This window comes from Xanthobacter flavus, assembly GCF_017875275.1.
Lineage (GTDB): Bacteria > Pseudomonadota > Alphaproteobacteria > Rhizobiales > Xanthobacteraceae > Xanthobacter > Xanthobacter flavus_A.
Window position 1 is genome coordinate 4,967,788 of sequence record NZ_JAGGML010000001.1, and the last position, 26,967, is coordinate 4,994,754.

28 protein-coding genes and 1 tRNA gene are annotated in these 26,967 nt (G+C 66.8%); 17 read left to right on the forward strand and 12 right to left on the reverse strand.

Annotated elements, in window-relative coordinates; translation table 11 throughout:
- Positions 1 to 59 precede the first annotated feature (59 nt).
- From J2126_RS23280 to aroC, 3 genes are all read right to left on the reverse strand, one after another.
- On the reverse strand, positions 60 to 713 hold the full coding sequence (locus J2126_RS23280; protein ID WP_209489156.1) for a LysE family transporter: 654 nt from the start codon (positions 711 to 713) through the stop codon (positions 60 to 62).
- A 115-nt stretch (positions 714 to 828) separates the two neighbouring features.
- Positions 829 to 1,599 (reverse strand): polysaccharide deacetylase family protein, encoded by a 771-nt coding sequence (locus J2126_RS23285; protein WP_209489157.1) that lies wholly within the window; start codon positions 1,597 to 1,599, stop codon positions 829 to 831.
- Positions 1,600 to 1,612: 13 nt separating this feature from the next.
- Positions 1,613 to 2,728 carry a chorismate synthase gene (aroC, locus tag J2126_RS23290; RefSeq protein WP_209489158.1) on the reverse strand — a complete coding sequence of 372 codons (1,116 nt, stop codon included), beginning with the start codon at positions 2,726 to 2,728 and terminating at the stop codon, positions 1,613 to 1,615.
- A gap of 155 nt (positions 2,729 to 2,883) precedes the next feature.
- Here aroC and J2126_RS23295 point away from each other — a divergent pair, with 155 nt between their 5' ends.
- Entirely contained in the window at positions 2,884 to 4,212 is a 1,329-nt protein-coding gene (locus J2126_RS23295; protein WP_209489159.1) for a hemolysin family protein, read from the forward strand.
- A 23-nt stretch (positions 4,213 to 4,235) separates the two neighbouring features.
- Here J2126_RS23295 and J2126_RS23300 read toward each other — a convergent pair whose 3' ends face one another.
- From J2126_RS23300 to fabI, 4 genes are all read right to left on the reverse strand, one after another.
- Positions 4,236 to 4,988, reverse strand: coding sequence for a hypothetical protein (locus tag J2126_RS23300; protein ID WP_209489160.1), 753 nt, complete (start codon positions 4,986 to 4,988; stop codon positions 4,236 to 4,238).
- 141 nt (positions 4,989 to 5,129) lie between these two features.
- On the reverse strand, positions 5,130 to 5,717 hold the full coding sequence (locus J2126_RS23305; protein ID WP_209489161.1) for a histidine phosphatase family protein: 588 nt from the start codon (positions 5,715 to 5,717) through the stop codon (positions 5,130 to 5,132).
- Between the two features lie 35 nt (positions 5,718 to 5,752).
- Positions 5,753 to 6,283, reverse strand: a complete 531-nt coding sequence (locus J2126_RS23310) for a hypothetical protein (RefSeq protein ID WP_209489162.1) — start codon at positions 6,281 to 6,283, stop codon at positions 5,753 to 5,755.
- 32 nt (positions 6,284 to 6,315) lie between these two features.
- On the reverse strand, positions 6,316 to 7,143 hold the full coding sequence (gene fabI / locus J2126_RS23315) for an enoyl-ACP reductase FabI (RefSeq protein WP_209489163.1): 828 nt from the start codon (positions 7,141 to 7,143) through the stop codon (positions 6,316 to 6,318).
- A 165-nt stretch (positions 7,144 to 7,308) separates the two neighbouring features.
- Between fabI and J2126_RS23320 the strand changes: the two genes are divergently transcribed.
- Positions 7,309 to 7,385, forward strand: a tRNA-Pro gene (locus tag J2126_RS23320).
- Between the two features lie 125 nt (positions 7,386 to 7,510).
- Positions 7,511 to 8,599: a helix-turn-helix transcriptional regulator gene (locus J2126_RS23325; RefSeq protein ID WP_209489164.1), complete on the forward strand. Its 1,089-nt coding sequence runs from the start codon at positions 7,511 to 7,513 to the stop codon at positions 8,597 to 8,599.
- 83 nt (positions 8,600 to 8,682) lie between these two features.
- Here J2126_RS23325 and J2126_RS23330 read toward each other — a convergent pair whose 3' ends face one another.
- Both J2126_RS23330 and J2126_RS23335 read right to left on the reverse strand, forming a co-directional pair.
- Positions 8,683 to 9,855: an MFS transporter gene (locus J2126_RS23330; protein ID WP_432445346.1), complete on the reverse strand. Its 1,173-nt coding sequence runs from the start codon at positions 9,853 to 9,855 to the stop codon at positions 8,683 to 8,685.
- A complete protein-coding gene (locus J2126_RS23335) occupies positions 9,852 to 11,225 on the reverse strand; it encodes an HdeD family acid-resistance protein (RefSeq protein ID WP_209489165.1) in 1,374 nt (457 codons plus the stop codon). Before J2126_RS23335 ends, J2126_RS23330 begins: the two co-directional genes overlap by 4 nt.
- A gap of 154 nt (positions 11,226 to 11,379) precedes the next feature.
- Between J2126_RS23335 and J2126_RS23340 the strand changes: the two genes are divergently transcribed.
- Complete coding sequence (locus J2126_RS23340; protein ID WP_209489166.1) at positions 11,380 to 11,625, forward strand: hypothetical protein; 246 nt, start codon at positions 11,380 to 11,382, stop codon at positions 11,623 to 11,625.
- A gap of 4 nt (positions 11,626 to 11,629) precedes the next feature.
- On the opposite strand, the gene mgtE is transcribed toward J2126_RS23340, so the two are convergent.
- Positions 11,630 to 12,970 carry a magnesium transporter gene (mgtE, locus tag J2126_RS23345; protein WP_209489167.1) on the reverse strand — a complete coding sequence of 447 codons (1,341 nt, stop codon included), beginning with the start codon at positions 12,968 to 12,970 and terminating at the stop codon, positions 11,630 to 11,632.
- A 188-nt stretch (positions 12,971 to 13,158) separates the two neighbouring features.
- Entirely contained in the window at positions 13,159 to 13,770 is a 612-nt protein-coding gene (locus J2126_RS23350; RefSeq protein ID WP_209489168.1) for a carbonic anhydrase, read from the reverse strand.
- Positions 13,771 to 14,408: 638 nt separating this feature from the next.
- On the opposite strand from J2126_RS23350, the gene urtA reads away from it, so the two are divergent.
- The 13 genes from urtA (at position 14,409) to ureG (ending at position 26,440) form a co-directional block, all read left to right on the forward strand.
- Positions 14,409 to 15,644 carry an urea ABC transporter substrate-binding protein gene (urtA, locus tag J2126_RS23355; RefSeq protein ID WP_394028719.1) on the forward strand — a complete coding sequence of 412 codons (1,236 nt, stop codon included), beginning with the start codon at positions 14,409 to 14,411 and terminating at the stop codon, positions 15,642 to 15,644.
- Between the two features lie 278 nt (positions 15,645 to 15,922).
- Positions 15,923 to 17,494: an urea ABC transporter permease subunit UrtB gene (gene urtB / locus J2126_RS23360; RefSeq protein ID WP_209490501.1), complete on the forward strand. Its 1,572-nt coding sequence runs from the start codon at positions 15,923 to 15,925 to the stop codon at positions 17,492 to 17,494.
- Positions 17,491 to 18,624, forward strand: a complete 1,134-nt coding sequence (gene urtC / locus J2126_RS23365) for an urea ABC transporter permease subunit UrtC (protein ID WP_209489170.1) — start codon at positions 17,491 to 17,493, stop codon at positions 18,622 to 18,624. The genes urtB and urtC overlap by 4 nt, the downstream gene beginning before the upstream one ends.
- A 5-nt stretch (positions 18,625 to 18,629) precedes the next feature.
- The gene (gene urtD / locus J2126_RS23370) at positions 18,630 to 19,487 is read left to right on the forward strand and encodes an urea ABC transporter ATP-binding protein UrtD (protein WP_245327537.1); all 858 of its coding nucleotides are present in this window, start codon (positions 18,630 to 18,632) and stop codon (positions 19,485 to 19,487) included.
- Between the two features lie 4 nt (positions 19,488 to 19,491).
- Positions 19,492 to 20,187, forward strand: coding sequence for an urea ABC transporter ATP-binding subunit UrtE (gene urtE / locus J2126_RS23375; protein ID WP_209489171.1), 696 nt, complete (start codon positions 19,492 to 19,494; stop codon positions 20,185 to 20,187).
- The gene (locus tag J2126_RS23380; RefSeq protein WP_209489172.1) at positions 20,153 to 21,010 is read left to right on the forward strand and encodes an urease accessory protein UreD; all 858 of its coding nucleotides are present in this window, start codon (positions 20,153 to 20,155) and stop codon (positions 21,008 to 21,010) included. The genes urtE and J2126_RS23380 overlap by 35 nt, the downstream gene beginning before the upstream one ends.
- Before the next feature lie 22 nt (positions 21,011 to 21,032).
- Positions 21,033 to 21,653, forward strand: coding sequence for an urease subunit gamma (locus tag J2126_RS23385; protein ID WP_209489173.1), 621 nt, complete (start codon positions 21,033 to 21,035; stop codon positions 21,651 to 21,653).
- Position 21,654: 1 nt separating this feature from the next.
- Complete coding sequence (locus tag J2126_RS23390) at positions 21,655 to 22,011, forward strand: GFA family protein (RefSeq protein ID WP_209489174.1); 357 nt, start codon at positions 21,655 to 21,657, stop codon at positions 22,009 to 22,011.
- A 39-nt stretch (positions 22,012 to 22,050) separates the two neighbouring features.
- A complete protein-coding gene (ureC, locus tag J2126_RS23395) occupies positions 22,051 to 23,763 on the forward strand; it encodes an urease subunit alpha (protein WP_209489175.1) in 1,713 nt (570 codons plus the stop codon).
- 87 nt (positions 23,764 to 23,850) lie between these two features.
- On the forward strand, positions 23,851 to 24,390 hold the full coding sequence (locus J2126_RS23400) for a Dps family protein (RefSeq protein WP_197024034.1): 540 nt from the start codon (positions 23,851 to 23,853) through the stop codon (positions 24,388 to 24,390).
- Between the two features lie 64 nt (positions 24,391 to 24,454).
- Positions 24,455 to 25,144: an urease accessory protein UreE gene (locus J2126_RS23405; protein WP_209489176.1), complete on the forward strand. Its 690-nt coding sequence runs from the start codon at positions 24,455 to 24,457 to the stop codon at positions 25,142 to 25,144.
- Positions 25,101 to 25,820 (forward strand): urease accessory protein UreF, encoded by a 720-nt coding sequence (locus J2126_RS23410; RefSeq protein WP_209490517.1) that lies wholly within the window; start codon positions 25,101 to 25,103, stop codon positions 25,818 to 25,820. Before J2126_RS23405 ends, J2126_RS23410 begins: the two co-directional genes overlap by 44 nt.
- Positions 25,817 to 26,440 (forward strand): urease accessory protein UreG, encoded by a 624-nt coding sequence (gene ureG / locus J2126_RS23415; RefSeq protein WP_209489177.1) that lies wholly within the window; start codon positions 25,817 to 25,819, stop codon positions 26,438 to 26,440. The genes J2126_RS23410 and ureG overlap by 4 nt, the downstream gene beginning before the upstream one ends.
- Positions 26,441 to 26,494: 54 nt before the next feature.
- On the opposite strand, the gene J2126_RS23420 is transcribed toward ureG, so the two are convergent.
- Positions 26,495 to 26,965 (reverse strand): hypothetical protein, encoded by a 471-nt coding sequence (locus J2126_RS23420; RefSeq protein ID WP_209489178.1) that lies wholly within the window; start codon positions 26,963 to 26,965, stop codon positions 26,495 to 26,497.
- Positions 26,966 to 26,967 lie beyond the last annotated feature (2 nt).

Consider the following 26,967-nt stretch of genomic DNA (forward strand, 5'->3'; position numbering starts at 1 on the left):
TTGAAAAAGGCCCTCTCCGGTTTTCGGCGAGGGCCTTTTTCGTTTTCCGCATCTGTCGCTCAGAGCCGGGAGAACACCCGCAGCAGCACGAGGATGCCTGCGACGGCGAGCAGGCCGCCGATGCAGGTGTCCGCCGCCAGGCGCATCTTCAGGTAGAGGCGGCGGGCAGGCGGAGCCGAGAAGAGCAGGGCGAGAATACCGAACCAACCGGCGGCCACGGAAAACACCAGCACGGGGCTGGCGAACATCGCTTCCCGTCCGGCCGCCGCGGCGAGCAGTCCGCCCGAGGCCAGGAAGAACGACAGCGACATAGGGTTGGTCGCTGCCGTGAGGAAGCCGAGGCGGAAGGCTTCGCGCCCTGTTCGCTGCACCACGGCCTGAGGTGCCATCCCTGCGTGGCCGCGTGAGCTCCAGACCTCAAGCAGGCAGCTGATTCCCGCCCGCAGGAGGAGCACGGCGTAAAGGAGGCAGAACGCCAGCTGGAGCCACCCCAGGTCGCCCGATGGATTAATGCCGCTCAGGAAGAGGAGGCCGATGACAACCGCGGTGACATTGGCCGTGGCACCCGCCGAGACACCGAGCGCTGCCGCCAGTCCGATGGGCCGGCCCGCGAGGCTGGCGCGGCTGACCACCAGGAAGTTGGCGCCGGGCACCAGGACCATGGCCGCATAGGTGCCTGCGAAGACCATAAGGGCAGGCGGTGCATCGGACATGCCATCGTCTCCGCATTTCGTGCGGAGGGATATGCACACCCAGATGCCACAAGCGCTTCCCTCAAACGCTGGATGCCGTTGCGACAGAGGACGAACCTTCACCGCGCATCGCCGATCAGGAGGCTGGCTTGGGCACCATGTGAACGACGCTGTAGCCGTTCTGCTTCAAGGCCTTGAGGAAGGCGGGAATCATTGACGCGGTATAGGGCTTGGTGTCGTGGAACAGCACGATGCCGCCGCCCGTCGCTTCAAGCCGCTTCATCACGAGGTCCAGCTCGGCCTCCGGCGTCATCACGTTCCAGTCGCTGGCCCACAGGTCTGCGCCGAACACGGCGATGCCCTTGCGGTCGAGATACTCCAAGAGCTGCGGCGTCGAGGCGAATCCCGGGAAGCGGAAGAAGGGCACGCGCGGCGCCGTCCCGGCCGCGCCATAGGCGGCCGCATCGTCCGCCGCCAAGCCACGCTCGATCTCCTTCACAGCGGCGTCGAAGGGGATTTTCGCCAGCGTCGCCGACGGATGGGTCATGGTGTGATGGGCGACGGTGTGGCCCTCGGCCAGTTCCCGCTTCACCAATTGAGGCCGGGCACGGGCATTTTCGCCGATGAGGAAGAAGGTGGCGCGCACGCATTCCGCCTTCAGCGCGTCGAGCACGGCGGCCGTGGTGGTCGGCCATGGCCCGTCGTCGAAGGTCAGCACGACCTCCTTCGGCGCCAGCGGCAAGGTATCGGGGAAGGATTTCTTGCCGACGCGCAGGCCCTTGGGGGCGATCTCCATCACCCGCGCGGTGCCCAGCGCCTCCGGCCCGCAGGCGAGCGCCGGGCCGGGCGCGCAGAGGAGCAGGGACGCCGCCAGCAGGAGGCGAGGGAGGTGGCCTCTCCGCGTCATGCCGCCTCCGCCGTCATCCTTCAGGGAACGGCCAGGCCGGGCTCTGGCCCACCTGTCCGCGATGGCGGATCAGGTGATCGGCCAGCACGCACCACACCATGGCCTCGCCCACCGGCACGGCGCGGATGCCGACGCACGGGTCGTGGCGGCCCTTGGTGAAGATGTCCGCTTCCTGCCCCGTCCGGTCCACGGTCTGGCGCGGGGTGAGGATCGAGGAGGTCGGCTTCACCGCGAATCGCGCGACGATGGGCGCGCCGGTGGAGATGCCGCCGAGGATGCCGCCGGCATGGTTGGCGAGGAAGTGCGGCCGACCCTCATTGCCGAGGCGCATCTCGTCCGCATTCTCTTCGCCGGTGAGCCGCGCGGCGTTGAAGCCCTCGCCGATCTCGACGCCTTTGGCGGCATTGATTCCCATGAGGGCCGCTGCGAGGTCGCCGTCGAGCTTGGCATAGAGCGGCGCGCCGAGGCCGGGCGGAACGCCCTCCGCCACAAGCTCGATCACCGCCCCCACCGAGGAGCCGGCCTTGCGGATGGCGTCGAGATAGTCCTCGAACAGCGGTACGGTGCCGGGGTCCGGGCAGAAGAAGGGGTTGTTGCCCACCTCATCCCAGTCCCAGCGGCTGCGGTCGATCTCGATTTCGCCGATGCGCACCACGGCGCCGCGCACGGTCACGCCCGGCAGCACCTTCGCGGCAATGGCGCCGGCTGCGACCCGCGTCGCCGTCTCGCGCGCCGAGGAGCGGCCGCCGCCGCGATGGTCGCGGATGCCGTATTTGATGTCGTAGGTGAAATCCGCATGGCCGGGCCGGTAGGCGCCAGCGATGTCGGCGTAATCCTTCGACCTCTGGTCCACGTTCTCGATCAGCAGGGCGATGGGGGTGCCGGTGGTGACCAGGCCGCCCTCGGGATGGGGCAGGGTGCCGGAGAGCACCTTCACCGCGTCCGGCTCGCGGCGCTGGGTGGTGAAGCGCGACTGGCCCGGCCGCCGCCGGTCGAGGGCCGCCTGCACCTCATCGAGGGTGAAGCGCACGTTGGGCGGGCAGCCGTCCACCACGCAGCCGATGGCGACGCCGTGGCTTTCGCCGAAGGTGGTGACGCGGAACATGTGGCCGAAGGTATTGAACGACATGGCGCCCTGGGGTCCTAAAGATGCTCCCGGCTCAATAGACGAGGACGGGCAGCAAGGAAACGTCCTGCGACTCACGGCGCAATTGTGGCCCGGTCGTCACACAGCACGGCCATCCTGTGCTATGAGGAGCGCCGACGGAGCACTCATTCCCCGCCATGCCCTTACTCGAGATCCTGATCGTCATCGTTCTGGTGTTGCTCAACGCGGTTCTTGCAGCAGCGGAATTGTCCATCGTTTCCTCCCGGCCGGCCCGCCTGCAGTCCCTTGCGGACCGCGGCAACAAGGGCGCGAAGGCAGCGCTCAAGCTGGGTGAGGACCCCGGGCGTTTTCTGTCCACGGTTCAGATCGGCATCACGCTGATCGGCATCCTGGCCGGTGCCTTTTCCGGTGCAAGCCTGGGCGACCAGCTCGGCCTGGCGCTGGAGGGGGCCGGCCTGCCAGTCAGCGTCGCCCATCCGTTGGGCTATACGGCGGTGGTGGCCGCCATCACCTATGTCTCGCTGGTGATCGGCGAACTCATCCCCAAGCGGCTGGCGCTCCAAAATGCCGAGCCGCTCGCCTCCGTCCTCGCGCCGCTTATGATCGGCCTGTCGAAGGTCGCGGCCCCGGCCGTCTGGCTGCTGGACGCTTCGACCCGTGCCGTGCTGGCGCTGCTTGGCCGGCGGGGCGATCGCTCCAGTTCGGTCACCGACGAGGAGATCCGCGCCATCATCACCGAGGCGGAGACCGCCGGCGTCATCGATCCGGCCGAGCGCCGCATGATTTCTGGTGTCATGCGGCTGGCCGACCGGCCGGTGACGGCCATCATGACGCCGCGGCCCGACGTGGAATGGGTGGACATCTCCAAGGACGCCGAAGAGGTGCGCCATGTCCTCCTCACCACGCCTCATTCGCGCCTGCCCGCCTGCGACGGCTCGCCGGAGGAGACCATCGGCGTCATCCAGGCCAAGCGCATCCTCGACGCCTATCTGAAGGGCGAGCGGCCGGACCCGCGGCAGTACGTGCAGACCGTGCCTTTCATCGTGGAGAATGTCGGGGCGCTGGAGGCCATGCGCATCCTGCGCGGGGCCGAGGTGCCCATGGCCATCGTGGTGGACGAGTATGGCGACATGGCTGGCGTAGTAACCGGATACGATCTCCTCCTCGCCATTACCGGCTCGGTGGAAGCCGGATCGGAGCCCGGCGAGGTTCATGTCGAGCGCCATGTGGTCCAGCGGCACGACGGCAGCTATCTCGTGGCCGGCGACACGCCGGTGGACGAGCTGCGCGATCTGCTCGATGTCGCCCTGCCCACGGACGAGGGCTATCACACGGTCGCCGGCTTCGCGCTGTCCCACCTCAAGGAATTGCCGGAGGAAGGCGAGGTCTTCACCGCGCTCGGCTGGCGGTTCGAGATCGTCGACATGGACGGCCGCCGGATCGACAAGCTACTGGTGTCGCGACCCCGCGTCCTGCACCGGCAGGAGGTTGCCGGGCAGGGCTGAGGCCCCGCCCGCGCCTGTTGGCTTCAATCCCGACGGGCGAGGGAGCGCAGGAAGCCCTCGTATTCCTCGGTCAGCTCCATATCCACGCCAAAGGCATTCTTCAGCAGGATGTTGGCGATGAAGGGCTGGTCGTTGCGCTTCTCGTCCAGCGTGTCCCGCAGCACGGGCACCGTGTCCTCGATGTGCTTGAGGAAGGCGATTCCCTTTTCCAGCGTCTCGGTCCACTTCGCGCGGTGCCACAGGGCCAGCGGGTACATGATCTCGTGGACGAAGTTGGATTTGCGCGCCTTCTCGAAGAAGCGCAGGCCCGCGCTCCAGTTCTCCTTGGCACGCAGCGGCGGGGGCGGGATGTCGCCCAGCAGCATCTTCTTGCCGGCCTGACCCACGAAATCCTCGAGCGTGATGGGCGTCTCGATGTTGGTGCGGAAATGCCAGAGGGCGAAATTGCCCGGATACTCCTTGCCCCACGCCTCGATGAAGGCCGCCTCCACCTTGTCCACGGCGGCTTTGTCGCCTTTCAGCGCGGCCGTCATGCAGAAGGCGAACATGGCGTCGTTCGCGACATTGTGGACACCGCCATTGGCGAGGTCCGCCGCCGTCAGGATGGGGGTCTTGCCATCCGCCGGCACGCTCGCATCCCCGGCGCGCAGGGCGGAGATGAACTTGGTGATTTCCAGCCAGCCCATGTAGTGGGCGATGAAGGCGTCCGGATCCACATGGACGATGGCGAGGTTGAGCGGCATCTTCCGCTTCTGCAATTCGGCCATGTCGGTCATGAAATGTCCCCCCGGGCTCGGGTGAAAAGGCGTCAAGAAAAGACGCCGCCCGTCGCGTTCACGACACAGGCGCCGGCTCTACCCGGTTGAGACAGCAAGAAAAATGCCAAGGGAAATGGCGGGTGCGGGCGGCGCGGCGCCTCAGTCCGCGACCTCGAACCCACCCTGCGCGACGACGTAGACCGCGCCCTGGCGCACCGGCAGGTTTGAGGCCTCGGCCTCGGGCATCCCGGCCTTCACATGCAGAAGGGCGCGGATGACACCGCCGTGGGTGACGATGACGGTGTCCTGATCGATCTCGGTGCAGGCCGCGCTGACGCGCTCGCAGAGGGTGCGGTAGCTCTCGCCACCGGGGGGCGCGAAGTTCCAGGGGTCGAGATCGCGCCGGCGCACCGCGTCATAGTCTCGGCGGCGCAACTCGGGCCAGGTCTGCCCCTCCCAGATGCCGAAGGATATCTCAGCGAAGCGGATGTCGGTCTTGAAGTCACCAACCGGCAGATCGAGGCCGGTGCGCAGGATGCGCATGGTCTCCACCGCCCGGGACAGGGGGCTGGAGACATAGGCCAGCGCGCGGGTGTCGCCAGCGAGCTGGGCCAGGACGCGGCCCACCTGTCCCGCCTGAATCCGGCCGAGCGGGTTCAGCGGCACGTCGCGGCGCCCCTGCAGCCGGCCCACCACGTTCCAGTCTGTCTCGCCATGGCGGACGAGGAAAAAGCGTCGCGTGGTCATCGCTCTCCGGCCCGCCCCCTCGGGCGCGGCGTCAGTCACCGCGGCGGAATGGTGATTACGTGATCGTACCAGGCGCCGCGCGGCGGGTAGGTGACGCGCAGCGCAATTGTGGAGCCCGGCGCCGCCTTGCCCTTGAAGCTCACGATGAGCCCCTTGGCTGGCTGGCCGAGGCACCGGGTCGTGTGCCCGCCGTCGATGCCGGTGGCGACGAAGCGGCCATACTGGATGCCGACCTTGCCGCCGGGCGGCGCGGAGAGCACCTGGATGGCGGGAATCTGCGTCTGCTGGCAGTTGTAGTCGGACGTGCCGGCAGCGAAGAGCGCGCTGCGGCTGCCGCCGCCGCCGATCATGAAGCTGACGCCATATTCCGGCGGCGTCACATAGTCCGGGAAAACCGCGCCGCCGGGACCGAACACGCGGTCGCGCAGCGGATACTGCTCGAAGGAGGGCGGGCTCTGCGCCAGCGCGCCGCCAGCCGTCGGGAGCATTCCGGCCGATATGGCCACGGCGAGGGTGGCAAGGCCGGCAAGCGGGCGACGTGCCACCTGGAGATTAAGCGCCGTCATCGTCGTTCTCCTAGAGCGCGCGGGCGCCGGTCTCAGTCGCGGACGAGGGCGAGGTCCGGCGCGTCGGGGTGCTTCATGCCCACAATATGGTACCCGGCATCCACATGATGCACCTCGCCGGTCACACCGCGCGACAAATCGGAGAGCAGATAAACGCCGGTGTCGCCCACCTCGTCGGTGGTCACGGTGCGGCGCAGCGGCGAGTTCAGCTCGTTCCACTTCAGGATGTAGCGGAAATCACCGATTCCCGAGGCGGCCAGCGTCTTGATCGGACCGGCGGAGATGGCGTTCACGCGGATCGCCTTGGGGCCGAGGTCGGCGGCAAGATAGCGCACGCTGGCCTCCAGCGCCGCCTTGGCCACGCCCATGACGTTGTAGTGGGGCATCCACTTCTCCGCACCGTAATAGGTGAGCGTGATGAGCGAGCCGCCATTGGTCATCAGCTTCTCGGCCCGCTGCGCGACGGCGGTGAAGGAGTAGCAGGAGATGAACATGGTCTTGGTGAAATTGTCGCCCGTGGTGTCCACGTAGCGGCCGTCCAGCTCGTCCTTGTTGGAGAAGGCGATGCAATGAACCACGAAATCCAGCGTGCCGAACAGGCGCTCGGTCTCGGCGAAGATGGCATCCAGCGTCTCCGGCTCGGTCACGTCGCAATGGCCGACCAGATGACCGCCCAGTTCGGCCGCCAGTGGCTCCACCCGCTTCTTCAGCGCTTCACCCTGATAGGTGAGGGCGAGTTCGGCACCGTGGGCGCGGGCCGACTTGGCGATTCCATAGGCGATGGATCGATTGTTGGCGACACCGAGAATCAGCCCGCGCTTGCCCTTCAGAAGACCGCTCGCGAAACCGTCCGTCGCCATAGACCCAACTCCACATGCTCAAGCCATTGAAACCCATGGTCCTGCCGGAAGACGCACCATGAGCGCGCTTCCTATGGCATGGGGCCATCCACCGTTCAAGCGAAGCTGCCGCGTCGTACCCCTTGCATCCCCCCGGAGCGGATGCTAGATGCGGCGCCTCTGGATCGGAGTGTAGCGCAGTCTGGTAGCGCACCACGTTCGGGACGTGGGGGTCGCAGGTTCAAATCCTGCCACTCCGACCAGATGATTTCGGGTTTTCGACCCGGTCCTGCGTCCCATAATTTTGTCTTCATGCCCCGACACATCGGCGATACGAAAGACGTGCGGGGCGAAGGTTTCGCGTGCTTGCAAAACACCGGGGGGCCAGGTGGATTTGCTCGACGACGTTTTGGACCAGATCTACGAGGCGGCTCTGCTGCCGGAATTGTGGCCGCAGGCGCTGGCGCGTCTCGATTCGCTTTCTGGAACGACTGGCGGGGTGATCTTCGTCGGCGCGCGCGACAGACACGCGTGGGCCGCAACCGACAATTTTCGCGAGACGATCACGGCATTCGTCGCTGAGGGGTGGATGCTGCGCAATCCCCGGATCTCCAAGGGAATTGCCCTCAATCACCCCGGCTTCACCCGCGACTCGGACTTCCTGAGCGAAGAGGAGCGCGCGAACGAGCCCGTCTATCGGGAATTCATGTATCCGCGTGGCTGTGGCGCTTCGGTGGGGACGGCGGTTCCGATCCACACCGGGGAAATGGTCGTCATCAGTTTCGAGCAGGATTACCGTCGTGGGCCTGTACCCGGAGCTGTCGTCGCGATGCTCGATCAGGCCCGGCCGCATCTGGCGCGGGCCGCAATCATGGCCGCGCGGCTTCATCTTGAGCAGTTAAAAAGCACCGTATCGGGCCTTGATGCCATCGGTCTGCCTGCCGCCGTGGTTGGGGCTGACCAAAGGGTGCTCGCGTCAGGAGCGTCCTTCTCCGGGCTCGCCCTGGCCCTGATCGCACGCGCCTTTGGAAGATTGGCCCTTGCCCACGGGCCGACCAATGCGCTGCTGGTATCAGCGATCGACGAGGCTGCCCGTGGACATGCCGCGCCGCGTTCCATCCCGATGCCTGCCGGCGTGAACCACGACGCATTGGTCATTCACGTCTTGCCTTTGCGCCGTCAGGCACACGATCTGTTCCGGGCCGCCACGGCTCTGGTTATCGCCATGCCCGTGCGGGCGCCCGCTGCGCCCCCCTTCGATATGCTGAATACCCTCTTCGATTTGACGCCCGCCGAGGCACGGCTGGCGCAGCGTCTGACGCAGGGGCTCAGCCTAAAAGAGATTGCGGGTGAAAGTGGTGTTACGGTGGAAACTGCGCGAACTCATCTCAAGACGGTACTCCGCAAGTCGGGGATGCACCGTCAGGCCGAACTGGTGGGCTTCCTGGCGGGGATAGGACGCCTCGGGATTCGTTGAGTGCCCGTAAAGGAACGGCGCGGATGGCGCGTGGGCACGGATCCACTGTGGAGCGCCTTCCGCCCTCTGATTTCACGGCCGGCTCATGCACTTCCGCGCAGCCGCCAGGCCGCGGCGGCGAACAGCGCGCAGGCCAGGGTTGCGAACGCCGCAAGCCCGTGGGGATGCACCTGCATGGCGAATCCCGCCCCCAGCGGCCCGACGAGGGCGCCGAGCCCCCAGAACAGGCCGGAGACGGCGTAGATGCCCACGAGGTCGCCTCCCTTGAAGCGGCTACCGACCAGCGTGATCATGATGGTGTAGATGCCGACGAAGGCGCCGCCCCAGACGAACAGTAGCGCATAGGTCGCGATCGCGCTGCCGAGCGCCAGCGGCCAGACGGCCGCGCCGACCGCCGAGACCAGGGCGAGCAGGATGACCAGCCGGCGGCGGTCCATGTTGTCGCCCAGCCAGCCAATCGGCAGCTGGAGCAGGATCGCGCCGATCATCATCACCGACATCAGTCGCGTGGCGTGTTCCTCCGCCCAGCCGAGCCCGACGGCATAGAGCGCGAGGAAGGACAGGCCCGCCGTCTCGATGGCCGCATTCAGCATGGTGGCGGACAAAGCGAGGGGCGCGAGCCGAACGAAATGGACCGGATTGCCGATGGTCGGCTCGTCGAAATGCGGGGCGGTGACGCGCGGCGACGCCACGAACACGGCCGCCGTCAGCGCGACGCCGGCGCCCAGCAGATAGGGTGCCGCGCCCTCGGTGCCCACCAGCGACAGAATGAGCGGGCCGAGGGCAAGCCCCACCGATAGCGCCGCCGTATAGGCCGCCATGGACCTTGCACGGGTTTTCTCTGTGGAGAGCGCGTTGATCCACGTCTCCGAGGTGACGAACAGCGCCTCCGCCGCCATGCCGAGAAACAGGCGCAGCACGAACCACAGCCATACGGCCGGCATCACCGGAAACGCTGCGAGCGTCAGCGCGGAGAGGCCGATCGACATGAGAATCAGACGGCGCGGCCCCAGCGTCGCCACCATGCGCGGCAGCGCCACGGCGGTCACCAGCACGCCGACCGCATGCATGGCGGCGTTGGCGCCGATGAGCGCCTCGCTGAGGCCCCGCGCGGCAAGATCGAAGGCGATCAGGGGCGCGCTGAGGGAATAGGTGAGCCCGAAGACCATGGCGGTCGCGATCACCGCGCCCCGCGCCAGCACGGTCGAGGCTTCGGTGGGCGCGGCTGGGGACGGCTCGATGCGCTGGTGGGTCACGGGCGCGCAGGCTCCGCCGGCCGGGTGGAATCGGGGGCTGAGGAAGGGGACGCCGCGCCGCCCTTGTGCAGGGACAACTGGCGCAGGAAGTCCCTCAGGCGGTGGGCGAAGGGCGGTGGCGCGGGCTCGATGATGCGCTTCATGGTCCGGGCGTAGTCGAGGACGAGGCCCGGGGTCCAGCTCATCGCTTCCGCCCGGGAGCGGATGTAGGCGGCGGCCCAGATGTCGGGATTGAACATCAGGGTCGCCACCCGCGCCCAGGGCATGCGGCTCGCAAGGCTTCCTTCCAGCGCTGAATCGAGCGCCGCCGCCACAGCGACTGAGCAATTGCGGTCGGTGAGGTTGTAGGTGTCCACCTGCCGGTAGCCGGCCCAGAACGCCATCAGCCGCCGCACGTCGAAGCGGGTGAACTCCACCTTCTGATCCGCCTCGCACCAATTGGCGCACTCATAGGCGTAGGAGGGCTGGAACCGGCCCTTCACGTCGTTATCGTGCGTTGCACGCAGGATGCGGGCGAACTCCTCCGGCGGGCGCTCGATCTCATCCGCCGGATAATGGCTGATGTAGAGATCGGGCTTCAGCTCGAGGGAGGCATGGCCGGTGGAGATCGCCCCGCTGCGGTCCACCGCCGCGATGTAGCGATCGATCACCGGGCGGTGCTCCTTCACGTCCGCCGATCCGGTGGGGGTCCAGACATGGACGATCATGGGGCCTTCCCAAGGGGGCAGGGGGCCGCTGTCGTCCACGATGACCGGCGCGTTGTCGTACCATTGACGCCCGCCATAGATGGGCAGGCTCAGGATGGCGACCTCGGCGAGGTGGGCGCGGAGCATCAGGCTCACCCGCAGCATGATCCATCCGGACATCAGGGTGAGCAGGGCCACCGCCAGCGGCACCTTGAGTTCATGGGCCAGTGGCCAATGGCTACCGATAAACAGGGCCAGGAACAGCTCGATCACGCCCACCGCCACGGTCGACCGCCACAGCCGGAACCGCACCACCGCCGAGGTGACGATGCGCGCGATCCCATCCACGAAGAAGGCGGCCCCGAACAGCAGCGAGAGCGCCATGCCGTTCCGCGAGGGGTAATCGAGAATGAACGTTCCGAAAAAGATCAGCGCGGCCGCCCGTCCCAGCGCAAGCACCTTGCTGCGCGCGCCCGTAAAGGCGAAGGCGGTGACAAGCCCCAGCAGCCCCTCGAACAGGAATACCCCGCCGAACACCTGCGTCGCCACCGACATGGTGCCGTCCATGGCGTCAAGGAGAATCAGCGTGGCGACGAAGAAAAGCGCGGCCGAGAGCAAGGTGAGAACCCACCAGCGGTCGCGCAATGCACGGGCTCCCACTAGGAGGAAGGCAAGCTTAACCATGGCGGGTCGGGGATCACTCTGCGGAAACAGGCGCAAGAAGACGGGAAAGCGGTCCAGAACGCAAGCCGGCAGCGACCGATGGAGAGGGAGGGCGGAACTTCGCGGTGGGTCCCGTGTTCCGCTTGAGAACGCATATCCACCGAGAGGGACTGAAATGACCAATGCGGACATCGAGCGCCTGAAGGCAGACGCCTCCGGCAACACCGGCCTCAGCGCCGTGCTCGCGGAGGCGGTGGAGGGGTTTTCCTCCACCGACGATGCGGTGCGGTTCCTCGCCTCGCGAGGATTCGAGGTGACCTCATCCGACCTCGCCGCCGCCGCCAGCGACACGCAGGCGCCGGCGGACGCGGAGGAGGAGGACGGCTATTGCGCGCTCATGCGCTTCGTCCGGCAGTCCTGAGGCGTCACAGAATGGTGCCGTGGAGGAACAGCCATGCCACCGAGAAATAAATCACGATGCCGGTCACATCGACCAGCGTCGCGATGAAGGGCGCCGATGCGGAGGCCGGATCGAAGCCCAGGCGCTTGAGCACGAAGGGCATCAGAGAGCCGGCGAGCGATCCGAAGGTGACGATACCGACCAGCGCGGCGCCGATGGTGACGGCGAGCAGCTTCCAGTACTCGCCATAGTCGAAGAATCCCGCCTGCTGCCACACGATGATGCGGATGACGCCGATGACGCCGAGGATGGCGCCGAGCGTGAGGCCGGTGGGCAGCTCGCGCAGCGCGACGCGCCACCAGTCGCGCAGCCGCACCTGATGCAGCGCGAGGGCGCGGATGATGAGAGAGGTGGCCTGCGAGCCCGAGTTGCCGCCCGAGCTCATCACCAGCGGGATGAACAGGGCCAGCACGATGGCCTTCTCCAGCTCGTCGGAGAAGAACTGCATCGCGCTCGTCGTGAACATCTCGGAGATGAACAGGATGCTCAGCCAGCCGGCGCGCTTCTTGATCATCTCCCTGAAGGAGATTTCCAGATAGGGCTCGTCAATGGCCTCCATGCCGCCCATGCGCTGGACGTCTTCCGTCTGCTCCTCGATCATCGCGTCGATCACGTCGTCGACGGTGACGATGCCGAGAACGTGGCCCGTGGTGTCCACGACGGGGACGGCAAGGAAATCGTATTTGGAGATGGTCCGCGCCACCTCCTCCTGCGGCAGATTCGGCGGCACGGTGATCGGGGTGTAGGGGTTCGCCACCGACAGGATCGAATCGCCCGGATTGCCCGAGATCAGCCGGCGCAGCGAAACCGTGTTCACCAGACGGCGGGTGCCGGGGGAAAGCACGTAGATCGCATAGACCGTCTCGCGGCTGCGCTCCACCTCGCGGATATGGTCGAGGGTCTGCTGCACCGTCCAGTTTGAGGGCACCGAGACGAACTCGGTGGTCATCAGCGCCCCGGCCGTGCCCTCCGGATAGGTCAGCAGGTGGTCGATCGCCGTACGCGTCTCTGGATTGAGCGCATCCCGCAGCCGACCCTTGGCCGGCTCCTCGATCCAGCGCAGCACGTCGGCCGCGCGGTCGGCAGACATGCCCTCAAGGATACTCACGGCCTTTTCCTGAGGCAGCGCTTCGATGACCTCGCAGGCATCGTGGAACTGAGGCTGGTCCAGCACCTCCACCGCCCATTTGAGCGGCATGTGCGAGACCACGCCGATCGCTTCCTCGGCGGTCTTGCCATTCAGAAATTCGACGATGTCAGCGACGTGCTCGTGCCCGAGCCGCGAAGCGAGTGCCGCGTCGGTCATATGGGTGTCCCCGGTTTGAGGGATGTTCAAGCAGAAACGGCCCTGTCGAATGCAAGGTGCCGGTCCAGCCGACCCATATCGGATAATCGCCATTTAATACAAGGGGATGAAACGCGACCGGGACAACCGGCCACATTGACCTCGCGGCACGCCCTTGGGTCACCCGGCCGCAGGCGCGCCGAGACGCCTCAGACGGCCGAGAAGGTGCCGTCGTCGCCGAGAATCTCCAGGCGCCCGGTGGCGACGCCGAAATAGGCGCCCTGGAGTTTCAGGTCGCCCTCCGCAACCCGCTCCGCCACCCAGGGGAAGCCGGCGAGGTTGGCGAGCGAGAGCTTGACACAGCACTGCTCGCAGAAGCGCTGGCGCTCGTCGGGCGGGAGGTTTGCGTCCTCGGCCATCAGCCGCGCCGGCTCGGCGATCTTCATCCACCCGGCCACGAAGTCACGGGCGCCGGGAGGGGCGCCGTCGAGAAGGGCATGGATGCCACCGCACTGGGCATGCCCCAGCACCACCACCTCCTTCACGCGGAGCACCCGCACCGCGAACTCGATGGCCGCCGAGGTGCCGTGGTAATTGGAGTCCGGCATGAAGGGCGGGACGAGATTGGCGACGTTGCGCACGACGAACATCTCGCCTGGGCCCGCATCGAAGATCATCTGCGGGTCGACGCGGCTGTCCGAGCAGGCGATCACGAGGGTTTCCGGCTTCTGGCCGCGCGCCGCAAGTTGCTCGAACAGCAACTTGCGTTCGGGCCAAGCCGTTTCGCGAAACCGTTGGTAGCCGGAGATCAGTTCGTCCACGCGATCGCTCCCTGCGCTTGGTGGGCAACGGAAGTCTGAGCTTGGCAAACAAGTCAAGAGCATGCGCGGATCGCCGGCGTCCTGACCGCAGGTCCTCAGCACAGCAGCTTGAAACCGTGTGGGGTCAGGAACGCGCCCCCATTGTGATGAGCCATGAGCGTTCCGTCCGGCCCTGCTGCTCGACCTGTTCAACGTGCTCTGGCTGTCTCCGTGCCCAGGGCCGTGCCGGTCGCGAGCCGGGGACTGATTAATTTGGCGCCACTCAGTCAGATCGCACAGCTTCGCTAAGGCGGTAAGATTTGGTTAAGAATGGAGGTATCAAAGTCCGTTTTGTGGCGCCTTCATCAGTCGCCCGGCAGATCTGCCCAGAAACTGCCCAGCGTCGGCGTTCTTCGGTGCCCAAAAATTCATCGCTTGCTTTCATCTCTCTACCTGCCGGCGGTTGCGGGTGAGGTCGAGCTGTTGTGCTTTGCCGTAAGCGCTGGCTCGCATGCCCTTGGCACGCGCCTTGCTCACTCTCCGCTGGTCGGCCCGATGGGGCCGTCGGATAAGGGAGAGAGCGCATGCTCGGATTGCTGGGACGGACGACCAGGAGGGGATTCGGCGCGCTCGCCGCTGCCGCCGTCGTCGCGGGCACGATGGGAGTTGGCGCGGCGAAGGCGCAGGAGACCATCAAGGTCGGCATCCTGCATTCACTGTCGGGCACCATGGCCATCAGCGAGACCACGCTGAAAGACGTGATGCTCATGCTCATCGAGGAGCAGAACAAGAAGGGCGGCCTCCTCGGCAAGAAGCTCGAGGCGGTGGTCGTGGACCCGGCCTCCAACTGGCCGCTGTTCGCCGAGAAGGCGCGCGAGCTGATCACCAAGGACAAGGTCTCGGCCGTGTTCGGCTGCTGGACCTCGGTGTCGCGCAAGTCCGTGCTGCCGGTGTTCAAGGAGCTGAACAACATCCTCTTCTACCCCGTGCAGTACGAGGGCGAGGAGAGCGAGCGCAACGTCTTCTACACCGGCGCCGCGCCGAACCAGCAGGCCATCCCGGCGGTGGACTACCTCGCCAACGAGGAGAAGGTGCAGCGCTGGGTGCTCGCGGGCACCGACTACGTCTATCCCCGCACCACCAACAAGATCCTTGAGGCCTATCTGAAGTCCCGCGGCGTGAAGGCCGAGGACATCATGATCAACTACACGCCGTTCGGTCATTCCGACTGGCAGACCATCGTTTCCGACATCAAGAAGTTCGGTTCGGCCGGCAAGAAGACCGCCGTGGTGTCGACCATCAACGGCGACGCCAACGTGCCCTTCTACAAGGAGCTGGCCAACCAGGGCATCAAGGCGACCGACATCCCGGTCGTCGCCTTCTCGGTGGGTGAGGAAGAGCTGGCCGGCATCGACACCAAGCCGCTCCTCGGCCACCTCGCGGCCTGGAACTACTTCATGTCCATCGACACGCCCGAGAACAAGGCGTTCATCGAGAAGTGGCACGCCTTCACCAAGAACCCGAAGCGCGTCACCAACGACCCGATGGAAGCCCACTACATCGGCTTCAACATGTGGGTGAAGGCGGTGGAGAAGGCCGGCACGACCGATCCGGACAAGGTGATCGCGACGCTGCCCGGCATCAAGCAGGCCAACCTCACGGGCGGCACCTCCGAGATGCTGCCGAACCACCACATCACCAAGCCGGTCTTCATCGGCGAGATCAAGGACAACGGCCAGTTCGACGTGGTGTGGAAGACCAAGGACCTGATCCCCGGCGAAGCCTGGTCCAAGTATCTGGACGGCTCGAAGAACCTTGTTGCCGACTGGGTCAAGTATAACTGCGGCAATTACGACACCACCACCAACAAGTGCCTGGGCGCCGCCGCCAAGTAAGCGGCTGTCATTGCGCGGGGATCGTTGGTCCCCGCGGCCTTTCCGAGGCCTCTTAAGGTTTTCATCTCGACCTCTCGTACCGTCCTTCGGGGCGCCTCTCCCTCTCCCCGCAAGGGGAGGGGGAGCCCTGCTGCACTCCCGATTAAGGGCCGCCGGCATGGCCGGCCGCGCCGGAGCGGATGATCTGAATGATGCGGCTGCCCCTTTTCGTCCCGACGGTTCACGTCTCGCCTTTGCGCGCCCTGCGGACGTTGTTTCTCTCTTTTCTGGCCGTGCTGATGGCCGGGATCGTCGCCTCGGCCCCCGTCCGCGCGCAAAGCCAGCCGGACATCTCCGGCATCGTCGCCAAATTCGGCAACGACAGCTATTCCGACACGACCGATGCGGTCGCCGCGCTAGCCACCTCGGGCAGCCCGCAGGCCGCCGCAGTCGTCGAGGCGCTTGCGTCCGGCAATCTGCTCTATGATCCGTCGACCAAGGCGGTGTTCATCCGCACCCCCGCCGGCATGGCCGACGCGGCGACCGGCACCATCGTCGGCAACGCACCCGCCCCGCTCTCGCCGGTACGCGCCAACAACCGGGTGCGTCGCGCCCTGGATGCCGCGGCCGGCGCGCTGACTTTGCTCAATCCCGATCCCGCGAAGCGGCTCGACGCCGCCGGTGCCGTCTTCAAGTCGCGCGATGCCGCCGCGTTGCCGACGGTGGACGCGGCCATCGCCAAGGAAACCGTTCCGGCCGTGAAGGCTGCGCTGGCGCAGGCCCGCGCCGCCATCCTCATCGGCATGGCCGACGCCCCGGAAACCGAGCGCCGCGCCGCGATCCAGCTCATCGCCGCCCGTGGCGATCAGGAATCCATCAGCCTGCTGCGCAGCCTGCCCGCGAACTCGCCTCCGGCCCTGAAGGCCGCCGCGGAGGCCGGCATCACCAAAGCGGAGGAGAGCCTCAGGCTCTGGGGCATCGCGCAGAACGTCTGGTACGGCCTCTCCCTCGGCTCGGTGCTGCTGCTGGCCGCCATCGGCCTCGCCATCACCTTCGGCGTCATGGGCGTCATCAACATGGCCCATGGCGAGATGGTGATGCTGGGCGCCTACACCACCTTCGTGGTGCAGGAACTCATTCGTCAGAAGGCGCCGTATCTGTTCGACTGGTCGCTCACCATCGCCTTGCCGCTGGCCTTTCTGTTCACCGCGCTGGTGGGCATCCTCATCGAGCGCACGGTGATCCGCTTCCTCTACGGTCGTCCGCTGGAAACCCTGCTCGCCACCTGGGGCGTCTCGCTCATCCTGCAGCAGGCGGTGCGCAGCGTGTTCGGCCCCACCAACCAGGAGGTGGGCGCCCCTTCCTGGATGTCGGGCGCGTTCCAGATCGGGCAATTGTCCATCACCTACAACCGGCTCTGGATCATCTGCTTCGCTCTGATCGTGTTCTTCACCCTGCTTTTGGTGCTCAGGCGAACGCCGCTCGGCCTCTATGTGCGGGCGGTGACGCAGAACCGGCGCATGGCCGCCGCCATGGGCATCCGCACCGGGCGCATCGATGCGCTCACCTTCGGCCTCGGGTCGGGCATCGCCGGCATCGCGGGCGTGGCGCTCTCGCAGATCGACAATGTGAGCCCCAACCTCGGCCAGGGCTACATTATCGATAGCTTCATGGTGGTGGTGTTCGGCGGCGTCGGGAACCTGTGGGGCACGCTGGTGGGCGCCTTCACGCTGGGCATCGCCAACAAGCTGCTGGAGCCCTTTGCCGGCGCGGTGCTGGGCAAGATTCTCCTGCTGGTCTTCATCATCCTGTTCATCCAGAAGCGCCCACGCGGCCTGTTCGCGCTCAAGGGCCGGGCGGTGGAATCATGAACCGCACCCGCATCATCGACCGCACCGGCGGCATCTTCCTCATCGTGGTGCTGGCGGCGGGGGTGCTCATACCCGCCTCCAACCTGCTGCTGCCCCCCGGCAATCCGCTGCATGTGCCGGACTACATGATCCCGCTGCTCGGCAAGTATCTGTGCTACGCGCTGCTCGCCGTCTCGGTGGATCTGGTGTGGGGCTATTGCGGGGTGCTCTCGCTCGGCCACGGCGCCTTTTTTGCCCTCGGCGGCTACGCCATGGGCATGTACCTGATGCGCCAGATCGGATCGCGCGGCGTCTACGGCAATCCCGTGCTGCCCGATTTCATGGTGTTCCTGAACTACAAGGAACTGCCCTGGTTCTGGGAAGGCTTCAACATCTTCCCCTTCGCCATGCTCATGGTGGTGCTGGTGCCGGGCGCGCTCGCCTTCGTGTTCGGCTGGTTCGCCTTCCGCTCGCGGGTCACCGGCGTCTATCTGTCCATCATCACCCAGGCGATGACCTTCGCGCTCATGCTCGCCTTCTTCCGGAACGACATGGGCTTCGGCGGCAACAACGGCCTCACCGATTTCAAGGACATCCTCGGTTTCCCGATCTCCGCGCCCTCGACGCGCCTGACGCTGTTCTTTCTCTCCGCCGTCGCGCTGGCGGGGGGCTATCTGATCTGCCGGGCGCTCGTCACCTCCAAATATGGCAAGGTGCTGGTGGCGGTGCGCGATGCGGAGAGCCGCACGCGGTTCCTCGGCTACCGGGTTGAGAACTACAAGCTGGTTGCCTGGGTGCTCTCGGCCATGCTGGCCGGCGTCGCCGGGGCGCTCTACGTGCCGCAGGTGGGCATCATCAACCCGTCCGAATTTGCGCCGGCCCAGTCCATCGAGATGGTGATCTGGGTGGCGGTGGGGGGCCGCGGAACGCTGGTGGGGGCGGCGATCGGGGCGCTGATCGTCAATGCGGGCAAGACCTGGTTCACCGGCGTTCTGCCCGAGGCCTGGCTGTTCGCCCTCGGTGCGCTGTTTGTGCTGGTCACGCTGTTCCTGCCCAAGGGCGTGCTCGGCCTCGCCGCCAGCCTTTCCGACAAGTGGAAGGCCCGCCGTAGCGCCTCGGCACCCACCCCCAGCGCGACACCGGCGGAGTGAGCCCCATGAGCATGCTGTCTCCCTCCACCGATCCCTATGCCGTCAAGTCGCAGGGCGCGCTCTCGCTGGAGGCCGAGCTGGGCTTCCTCCAGGAGGCGCAGCCCGCGCCGGACCCCAAGGCCCTGACCCCGGCGCTGCTCTATCTCGACAACATCACCGTCTCCTTTGACGGTTTCCGGGCGCTGAACGCCCTCTCCCTCGTCATCGGCGAAGCGGAGATGCGGGCCATCATCGGCCCCAACGGCGCCGGCAAGACGACGATGATGGACGTCATCACCGGCAAGACCCGCCCCAACCAGGGCGTCGCTCTGTTCGCCGGCGTCAACGACCTAACGAGCCTGAACGAGGCGTCCATCGCCCAGCTCGGCATCGGCCGCAAGTTCCAGACGCCGACCGTGTTCGACATGCACTCGGTGGAGGACAACATCCTCCTCGCCGTGAAGGCCGACCGCCGCCCCTTCGCGAACATCGAATGGAACCCGAGCCGCCACGAGCGCGAGCGGGTGGAGGAGCTTCTGGAGCGCGTGCGCCTGAAGGACTCACGCTACCGTCGCGCCGGCGATCTCTCCCACGGCCAGAAGCAGTGGCTCGAAATCGGCATGCTGCTGGCGCAGGAGCCGCGCCTGCTGCTGGTGGACGAGCCCGCCGCCGGCATGACCGACCAGGAGACGGCGGACACCGCCGTGCTCCTCAAGGAAATCGCCAAGACCCGCTCGGTGGTGGTGGTGGAGCACGACATGCAGTTCGTGCGCGACCTCGACGTGAAGGTCACGGTGCTGCACGAAGGCTCGGTGCTGGCCGAAGGCCCGCTCGATCAGGTGAGCGCCGACGAGCGCGTCATCGAAGTCTATCTGGGGAGGTGAGGCCATGCTGAAGGTGGAAAACCTCGACCTCTATTACGGCGCCGCCCACACCCTGAAGAAGGTGTCGGTCTCGGCCGAGGCTGGGAAGGTCACGTGCGTGCTCGGCCGCAACGGCGTGGGCAAGACTTCGCTCCTGCGCGCCATCGTCGGCCAGCGGCCCATCGCCGGGGGCTCGATCACGCTGGACGGCAAGGAGATTTCAAGGCTCCCGACGCCCGACCGCGCGGCGCTCGGCATCGGCTTCGTGCCACAGGGGCGGGAGGTGTTCCCGCTGCTCTCCGTGAAGGAGAATCTGGAGACGGGATACGCGCGGCTGCCCGGCAAGGAGAAGTACGTGCCGCAGGAGGTGTTCGACCTCTTCCCGGTGCTGAAATCCATGCTCCGGCGCCGCGGCGGCGATCTCTCCGGCGGACAGCAGCAGCAACTCGCCATCGGCCGCGCCCTCGTCACCCGACCGCGTCTCCTGGTGCTGGACGAGCCGACGGAGGGCATCCAGCCGTCCATCATCAAGGACATCGGCCGCGCCATCTCCTATCTGCGTGACAAGGGCGACATGGCCATCGTACTGGTGGAGCAGTATTTCGAGTTCGCGCGTGATCTCGCCGACAGCTTCATTTTGATGGAGCGCGGCGAGGTGGTGGCGAGCGGGGACAGGAGCGGGCTGGATGGCGACGACGTTCGCCGCCTCATGGCGATCTGACGATACCCCGGCCGCCCTCCCGCCCCAGCGCCAGCGCAGCGAAGGCCGCGTCCGCATCGCCGCCGCGCGGTTCGGCGCGGTGACCCGCGTCGCCGATCTCGCGGAAGGCGGGGCCATGCGCCTGCGCGTGCCGCGCGGGGGGCCGGGGCTGGAAGCCGTCATCGTCAACACCGCCGGCGGGGTCTGCTGCGGCGACCGCTTCACCATCGAAGTCTCGGCCGGGCCGGGCGCGCACCTCACGGTCGCGACGCCGGCCGCCGAGAAGGTCTATCGCTCTGATGGGCCCTTGGCTGAAATCGGCGTCGCTCTCGCGGCCGGGGACGGTGCGCGGCTGGAGTGGCTGCCGCAGGAAACCATCCTGTTCGACCGCGCCCGCCTCCGGCGCCGCTATGAGGTGGATATAGCACCCAACGCCACTTTTCTCTCCTTCGAGGGGCTCATGCTCGGCCGCCTCGCCTATGGCGACGCGATGGGCGAGGGGCATCTGGAGGACCACTGGCGCATCCGGCGCGGCGGCGGGCTCATCTTCGCCGACGCCTTCCGCCTGTCCGGACCCATCGGCGCGCTGCTGGAGCGGCCGGCCGTCGCGGGCGGAGCGCGCGCGCTTGCGACCCTCCTCTACATCGCGCCCGATGCCGAGGCGCGGCTGGAGGAGGCGCGCGCCCTCATGGAGAGCGTGCCCTGCGAGGCCGGCGCCAGCGTCTGGAACGGCATTCTCGCCGTCCGCTGGCTCGCCCCGGACATCGGGACGTTGCGCCGGGCCGCGACCTCGTTTCTGATGGCCTTCCGAAAGGCTCCGCTGCCCCGCGTATGGGCCACCTGATGCTCGTTCAAGGAGAGATGCCGTGCTGCTGACGCCGCGCGAGAAGGACAAGCTCCTGGTCGCCATGGCCGCCGAGGTGGCGCGCAAGCGCCTCGCGCGCGGCGTGAAGCTGAACCATCCGGAGGCGGTCGCCCTCATCACCGACTTCGTGGTGGAGGGCGCGCGCGACGGGCGCACCGTCGCCGATCTGATGGAGGCCGGCGCCAAGGTACTGACCTCCGATCAGGTGATGGAGGGTATCGCGGAGATGATCCACGACATCCAGGTGGAGGCGACCTTTCCGGACGGCACCAAGCTCGTCACTGTCCACCATCCCATCCGCGGCACGCCGTCCGAGACGGTGCCCGGCGAACTGCTGCCGCAGGAAGGCGACATCCATTTCAACGAGGGCGCCGAGCGAGTGCATCTCACCGTCGCCAACACCGGCGACCGGCCGATCCAGGTGGGCAGCCACTACCATTTCTTCGAGACCAACCCCGCGCTGGACTTCGACCGCGACAAGGCGCGCGGCATGCGCCTCGACATCGCCCCCGGCACGGCCGTGCGCTTCGAGCCCGGCGCGACGCGGGATGTGACGCTGGTGCCGTTCGGCGGCAAGCGCGAGGTCTATGGCTTCCGCGCGGCCATACAGGGTGGGCTCTGATATGGCGGTCCAGCACTATTCCGGCGGCTGCCAGTGCGGCGCCGTGCGCTACGAGGTTGATGTGGATCTCGACCGCACGGTGACGTGCAACTGCTCACGCTGCCGGCGGATCGGCGGCATCCTCGCTTTTGCGCCGGCCAGTGCCTTCTCGCTGACGTCGGGGGAAGGCAAGACCACAGAATATCTCTTCAACACCGGCAAGGTCCATCACCTGTTCTGCACCACCTGCGGCATCGAATCCTTCGCCCGCGGCACGGCGCCCGACGGGACGGAGACGGTGGCGGTGAATGCGCGCTGCCTCGACGGCGTGGACCTCAAGAGCCTTCATCCCATCGAACACGACGGCGCCAGCAAGTAATCCCCCGACCCGCATGCGCGAGATTTCAGGAGCGAGACCATGACCACCGGCCGCATGCCCCGCGCCGCCTATGCCCATATGTTCGGCCCCACCACGGGCGACCGGGTGCGCCTTGCCGATACATCGCTCGTGATCGAGATCGAGAAGGATTTCACCGTCCATGGCGAGGAGGTGAAGTTCGGCGGCGGCAAGGTGATCCGGGACGGCATGGGCCAGTCGCAGGTGACGAACGCCGATGGGGCGATGGACACGGTCATCACCAATGCCGTCATCCTCGACCACTGGGGGGTGGTGAAGGCGGACGTGGGCCTGAAGAACGGCCGCATCGCGCGCATCGGCAAGGCGGGCAATCCGGACGTTCAAAACGGGGTGGACATCATCATCGGTCCGGGCACGGAGATCATCGCCGGTGAGGGCAAGATCCTCACCGCCGGCGGCTTCGACAGCCATATCCATTTCATCTGCCCGCAGCAGATCGAGGAGGCGCTGGCTTCCGGCGTTACCACCATGCTCGGCGGCGGTACCGGGCCGGCGACCGGCACCTTCGCCACCACCTGCACGCCGGGGCCATGGCACATCGCGCGTATGATCGAGGCGGCGGACGCCTTCCCCATGAACCTCGCCTTCGCCGGCAAGGGCAACGCCTCCCTGCCCGGCGCGCTGGAGGAAATGGTGCTGGCCGGGGCCGCCGCCCTCAAGCTGCACGAGGACTGGGGCACCACGCCCGCCGCCATCGACTGCTGCCTCACCGTGGCCGACGCGCTCGACGTTCAGGTGATGATCCATTCGGACACGCTGAACGAGTCGGGCTTCGTCGAAGACACCATCGCCGCCTTCAAGGGCCGCACCATCCATGCCTTCCACACCGAAGGGGCGGGCGGGGGACATGCGCCTGATATCATCAAGGTGGCGGGGCTGCCGAACGTGCTGCCCTCCTCCACCAACCCGACGCGCCCCTACACCCGCAACACCATCGACGAGCATCTCGACATGCTCATGGTGTGCCACCACCTCGACCCCGACATCGCCGAGGACCTGGCGTTCGCGGAAAGCCGCATCCGCAAGGAGACCATCGCCGCGGAGGACATCCTCCACGACATCGGCGCGCTCTCGATGATGAGTTCCGATAGTCAGGCCATGGGTCGGGTGGGCGAGGTCATCATCCGCACCTGGCAGACGGCGGACAAGATGAAGCGCCAGCGCGGCCCGCTGCCCGGCGAGACCGACAGCGACAACATCCGCGCCCGTCGCTACATCGCGAAATACACGATCAACCCGGCCATCGCCCACGGCATGTCGCGGCATATCGGTTCGGTGGAAGCCGGCAAGCTCGCCGATCTCGTGCTGTGGACGCCGGCCTTCTTCGGCGTGAAGCCGGACCTCGTCATCAAGGGCGGCGCCATCGCCATCGCGCAGATGGGCGATCCCAACGCCTCCATCCCCACGCCCCAGCCGGTGCATTACCGCCCCATGTTCGGCGCTTATGGCCGGGCGCGGACGCACACCTCGCTCACCTTCGTCTCGAAGGTGGCCATCGAGGACGGCCTCGCCGGCCGGCTCGGCATCGCCAAGGAGCTGGTGGCGGTGGAGAATACCCGCTCCGGCATCTCCAAGAAGAGCATGATCAACAACGACGCGACCCCCCATATCGAGGTCGATCCCGAGACCTACGACGTGCGCGCGGACGGTGAACTGCTGGTGTGCGAGCCGGCGGAGGTTCTGCCCATGGCGCAGCGTTACTTCCTGTTTTGAGCGAATATCGCGCCGGCACGGCGGAACCTTTGCCGTGGTTCCTCGTTGCAGCGGGTGTTGCAACGCTTCCTTTCAGGAGCCACACCCATGGCCGTCGTTCGTTCATTGTCCAAGAAGCCGGCGAAGACCTCTGCCCTCGCCACCCCAACCGACCTCGACAGCGCCAAGGCGCAGAAGGTGGCGGACGCCATCAACCGCGTTCTGGCCGACAGCTTCGTGCTCTACCTGAAGACCAAGAATTTCCACTGGCACGTCAGCGGCAAGCACTTCCGCGACTATCACCTGCTGCTGGACGAGCAGGCCGATACCATCCAGGCCACCATCGATCCGCTGGCCGAGCGCGTGCGCAAGATCGGCTGCCGCACAGTGCATTCCTATGGCGAGATCCTGAAGCTCACCGGCCTCAAGGAGAACAACGAGCCCTACGTCTCGCCCGAGGCCATGTTCGCGGAGCTGATCGCCGACAACAAGGCGGCCATCAAGACCATGCGCGAGGCCCACGAGATCTGCGACGAGGCGGAGGACATTGCCACCGCCAGCCTGCTGGAAGAATATGTGGACGAGGCCGAGAAGCGCCTGTGGTTCCTGTTCGAGACCAACCAGAATCGGCAGGACAGCGCCACCTGAGCGCAGCCGGAACCCGCGAAGGCGGTGGGGCAGGGCGCTCGGGTGGCTGTACCGGAGTAACCCGATGATCCGCGCCACCACCGTCGTCCGCCGTCCCGCCGTCCGCCCGGAAAAGGTGGCGGACGAGATCACCCTCGATCACCACGCGCGCCACCGCCGCCGCTTCGCCTTCACGGCAGACGGCGGCCTTTCGTTCCTGCTCGACCTCGACAAGGCGACGGTGCTGGACGACGGCGACGCGGTGAAGCTGGAGGACGGGCGCCTCGTTCGCGTCAAGGCGGCGCCCGAGGAACTGGTGGAGGTCACCACCGCCAATCCGCTGCGGCTGATGAAGGTGGCGTGGCACCTCGGGAACCGGCATGTGCCGGCGGAGATCACCGAGACCGCCGTCTATTTCGTGGATGACCATGTGCTCACGGAGATGGTTCGCGGCCTCGGTGCCGGCGTCACCAAGGTGACGCGCCCGTTCCGCCCGGAGAAGGGGGCTTACGAGGCCGCCGAGGCCCATGGCGGGCATGGTCACGCGCATGAGTCTCATGGGCACGAGCACCACGCGCACGAACACCATGGTCATGAGCATCATGACCATGCTCACGACGACGCGTGTGGATGCGGCCACGATCACGCACACCACGAACATTCCCATCATGGCGATGCCCATCACGGCCATGAGCACGGACATGACCATTCCCACGACCACGCCGAAGGTCATGTCCACGGCCCCGGCTGCGGGCATGACCACAAGCATGGCTGACCCGCCCGATCTGCTTCCGCTCTTCGCGTGGCTGTCGCCGTCGTTCCCGGTGGGGGCCTATGCCTATTCCCACGCCTTGGAATGGGCGGTGGAGGCCGGCGACGTGCGGGACGAAGCGAGCCTCGCCGCGCAAGTATCGGACCTCATGCGCATCGGCTTCGGGCGGTCCGACGGCATCCTTCTGGCCCATGCCTGGCGTGCGGCGGTGGGAGGCGACTGGGCGGCGCTCGCCGAGGTGAACGCGCTGGCGGTCTGCCTTGCGCCCTCCGCCGAGCTGCGGCTGGAAACCTGCCAGCAGGGCCGGTCCTTCCTCGATGCCGTGCGAGCGGCCTGGCCTTCGCCTGCGCTGGAAACAGCAGCCGGCGCCCTCTCCGGGGAGGTGGCCTATCCCGTCGCGGTGGGGCTGGCGGCGGGGGCGCATGGTATTCCGCTCGCGCCGACGCTGGAGGGCTTCCTGCTGGGGCTGGTGCAGGCGCTGGTATCGTCCGGCATCCGTCTCGCGCCCGTGGGCCAGACGGCCGGCACCCGTGTCGTCGCCGGCCTCGCCCCGACCGTCCGCGCGCTCGCGGCGGACATTCCCGCCCTCACGCTGGATGATCTCGGCAGCGCCACCTTCCGTGCCGATCTCGGCAGCTTTCGCCACGAAACCCAATATACGAGGCTGTTCCGCTCATGAGTTCCGGCAAGAATCCCCTGCGTGTCGGTGTCGGCGGTCCGGTCGGCTCCGGCAAGACTGCGCTGATGGAGGCGCTTTGCAAGGCCTTCCGCGACCGCTACGACCTCTGCGCCATCACCAACGACATCTACACCAAGGAGGACGCGCGCCTTTTGACGGTCGCCGGCGCTCTGCCGCCCGAGCGCATCCTGGGCGTCGAGACCGGGGGCTGCCCGCACACGGCGATCCGCGAGGATGCGTCCATCAACCTGCGCGCGGTCGCGGACATGAACGCCCGCTTCCCCAATCTCGATCTGGTGCTGATCGAATCCGGCGGCGACAATCTCGCGGCCACCTTCTCGCCCGAGCTGGCGGACATCACCATCTACGTCATCGACGTGGCGGGGGGAGAGAAGATCCCGCGCAAGGGCGGGCCCGGCATCACCCGGTCGGACCTGCTGGTGGTCAACAAGACCGATCTTGCGCCCATGGTCGGCGCCGACCTCGCGGTGATGGAGGCGGACACCATCCGCATGCGGGCGGGGCGGCCTTACGTGTTCTCCTCCATCCGCAATGGGGTGGGCGTGGAGGTCGTCGCGGCCTTCATCGAGAAGGCCGGGGGAATGACGGGCGCCGCCTGACCGGTCGCCGACAACGGCCACCGGCGGGCGGATCTGTCCTCAGGTCTTGGGCTTTCAGGTCTTGGGCTTGCAGGCGGTCTCAAACTTGGTGACCGCAGGACCAATGCCGGAGAGAGCGACGGCCTGCTTGGCGCCCTTTACCTCGATGGTGAGGTTGCCGGAGGCCTTCGCCAGTGCCTTGAGGTCCGTCATCTGGGCCGACGCCTCGACATTCACCGCGTCGCCTTCCTCCATCGCCACCGCCTTGCCGGGGAAGCTCTTCTTCACGCTGCCGGCGGTCAGCACGATGGCGGTCTGGGCGCCGCGCGTCAGGTCCTTGGAGCCGATCATGGACTGAACCGTGAGGCCCGGCGCATCCTTGTGGCACAGGAAGAAGATGGCGGCCTTGTCGCTGTCCGGCACGCCGAACACCAGAGCGGCGGTATCGTCGCCGTCCTGGATGTGCCAGGTCATTTTTTCCTGCGCGGTGGCGGGCACAGCGGCGCAGATCAAAACGGCGGCAGCGGCGAGAGCTGTACGAAGCATAT

What these genes read in the sequence shown, in the direction of transcription:
- J2126_RS23280 (WP_209489156.1), bottom strand. Translation starts at nt 713, where the DNA reads ATGTCCGATGCACCGCCTGCCCTTATGGTCTTCGCAGGCACCTATGCG.
- fabI (WP_209489163.1), bottom strand. Translation starts at nt 7,143, where the DNA reads ATGGCGACGGACGGTTTCGCGAGCGGTCTTCTGAAGGGCAAGCGCGGG.
- urtD (WP_245327537.1), top strand. Translation starts at nt 18,630, where the DNA reads ATGAGCATGCTGTCTCCCTCCACCGATCCCTATGCCGTCAAGTCGCAG.
- J2126_RS23295 (WP_209489159.1), top strand. Translation starts at nt 2,884, where the DNA reads ATGCCCTTACTCGAGATCCTGATCGTCATCGTTCTGGTGTTGCTCAAC.
- J2126_RS23390 (WP_209489174.1), top strand. Translation starts at nt 21,655, where the DNA reads ATGGCGGTCCAGCACTATTCCGGCGGCTGCCAGTGCGGCGCCGTGCGC.
- urtC (WP_209489170.1), top strand. Translation starts at nt 17,491, where the DNA reads ATGAACCGCACCCGCATCATCGACCGCACCGGCGGCATCTTCCTCATC.
- urtA (WP_394028719.1), top strand. Translation starts at nt 14,409, where the DNA reads ATGGGAGTTGGCGCGGCGAAGGCGCAGGAGACCATCAAGGTCGGCATC.
- J2126_RS23400 (WP_197024034.1), top strand. Translation starts at nt 23,851, where the DNA reads ATGGCCGTCGTTCGTTCATTGTCCAAGAAGCCGGCGAAGACCTCTGCC.
- J2126_RS23300 (WP_209489160.1), bottom strand. Translation starts at nt 4,988, where the DNA reads ATGACCGACATGGCCGAATTGCAGAAGCGGAAGATGCCGCTCAACCTC.
- J2126_RS23405 (WP_209489176.1), top strand. Translation starts at nt 24,455, where the DNA reads ATGATCCGCGCCACCACCGTCGTCCGCCGTCCCGCCGTCCGCCCGGAA.
- J2126_RS23285 (WP_209489157.1), bottom strand. Translation starts at nt 1,599, where the DNA reads ATGACGCGGAGAGGCCACCTCCCTCGCCTCCTGCTGGCGGCGTCCCTG.
- J2126_RS23410 (WP_209490517.1), top strand. Translation starts at nt 25,101, where the DNA reads ATGTCCACGGCCCCGGCTGCGGGCATGACCACAAGCATGGCTGACCCG.
- J2126_RS23340 (WP_209489166.1), top strand. Translation starts at nt 11,380, where the DNA reads ATGACCAATGCGGACATCGAGCGCCTGAAGGCAGACGCCTCCGGCAAC.
- J2126_RS23380 (WP_209489172.1), top strand. Translation starts at nt 20,153, where the DNA reads ATGGCGACGACGTTCGCCGCCTCATGGCGATCTGACGATACCCCGGCC.
- urtE (WP_209489171.1), top strand. Translation starts at nt 19,492, where the DNA reads ATGCTGAAGGTGGAAAACCTCGACCTCTATTACGGCGCCGCCCACACC.
- J2126_RS23335 (WP_209489165.1), bottom strand. Translation starts at nt 11,225, where the DNA reads ATGGTTAAGCTTGCCTTCCTCCTAGTGGGAGCCCGTGCATTGCGCGAC.
- ureG (WP_209489177.1), top strand. Translation starts at nt 25,817, where the DNA reads ATGAGTTCCGGCAAGAATCCCCTGCGTGTCGGTGTCGGCGGTCCGGTC.
- J2126_RS23310 (WP_209489162.1), bottom strand. Translation starts at nt 6,283, where the DNA reads ATGACGGCGCTTAATCTCCAGGTGGCACGTCGCCCGCTTGCCGGCCTT.
- ureC (WP_209489175.1), top strand. Translation starts at nt 22,051, where the DNA reads ATGACCACCGGCCGCATGCCCCGCGCCGCCTATGCCCATATGTTCGGC.
- urtB (WP_209490501.1), top strand. Translation starts at nt 15,923, where the DNA reads ATGGCCGGGATCGTCGCCTCGGCCCCCGTCCGCGCGCAAAGCCAGCCG.
- J2126_RS23420 (WP_209489178.1), bottom strand. Translation starts at nt 26,965, where the DNA reads ATGCTTCGTACAGCTCTCGCCGCTGCCGCCGTTTTGATCTGCGCCGCT.
- aroC (WP_209489158.1), bottom strand. Translation starts at nt 2,728, where the DNA reads ATGTCGTTCAATACCTTCGGCCACATGTTCCGCGTCACCACCTTCGGC.
- mgtE (WP_209489167.1), bottom strand. Translation starts at nt 12,970, where the DNA reads ATGACCGACGCGGCACTCGCTTCGCGGCTCGGGCACGAGCACGTCGCT.
- J2126_RS23305 (WP_209489161.1), bottom strand. Translation starts at nt 5,717, where the DNA reads ATGACCACGCGACGCTTTTTCCTCGTCCGCCATGGCGAGACAGACTGG.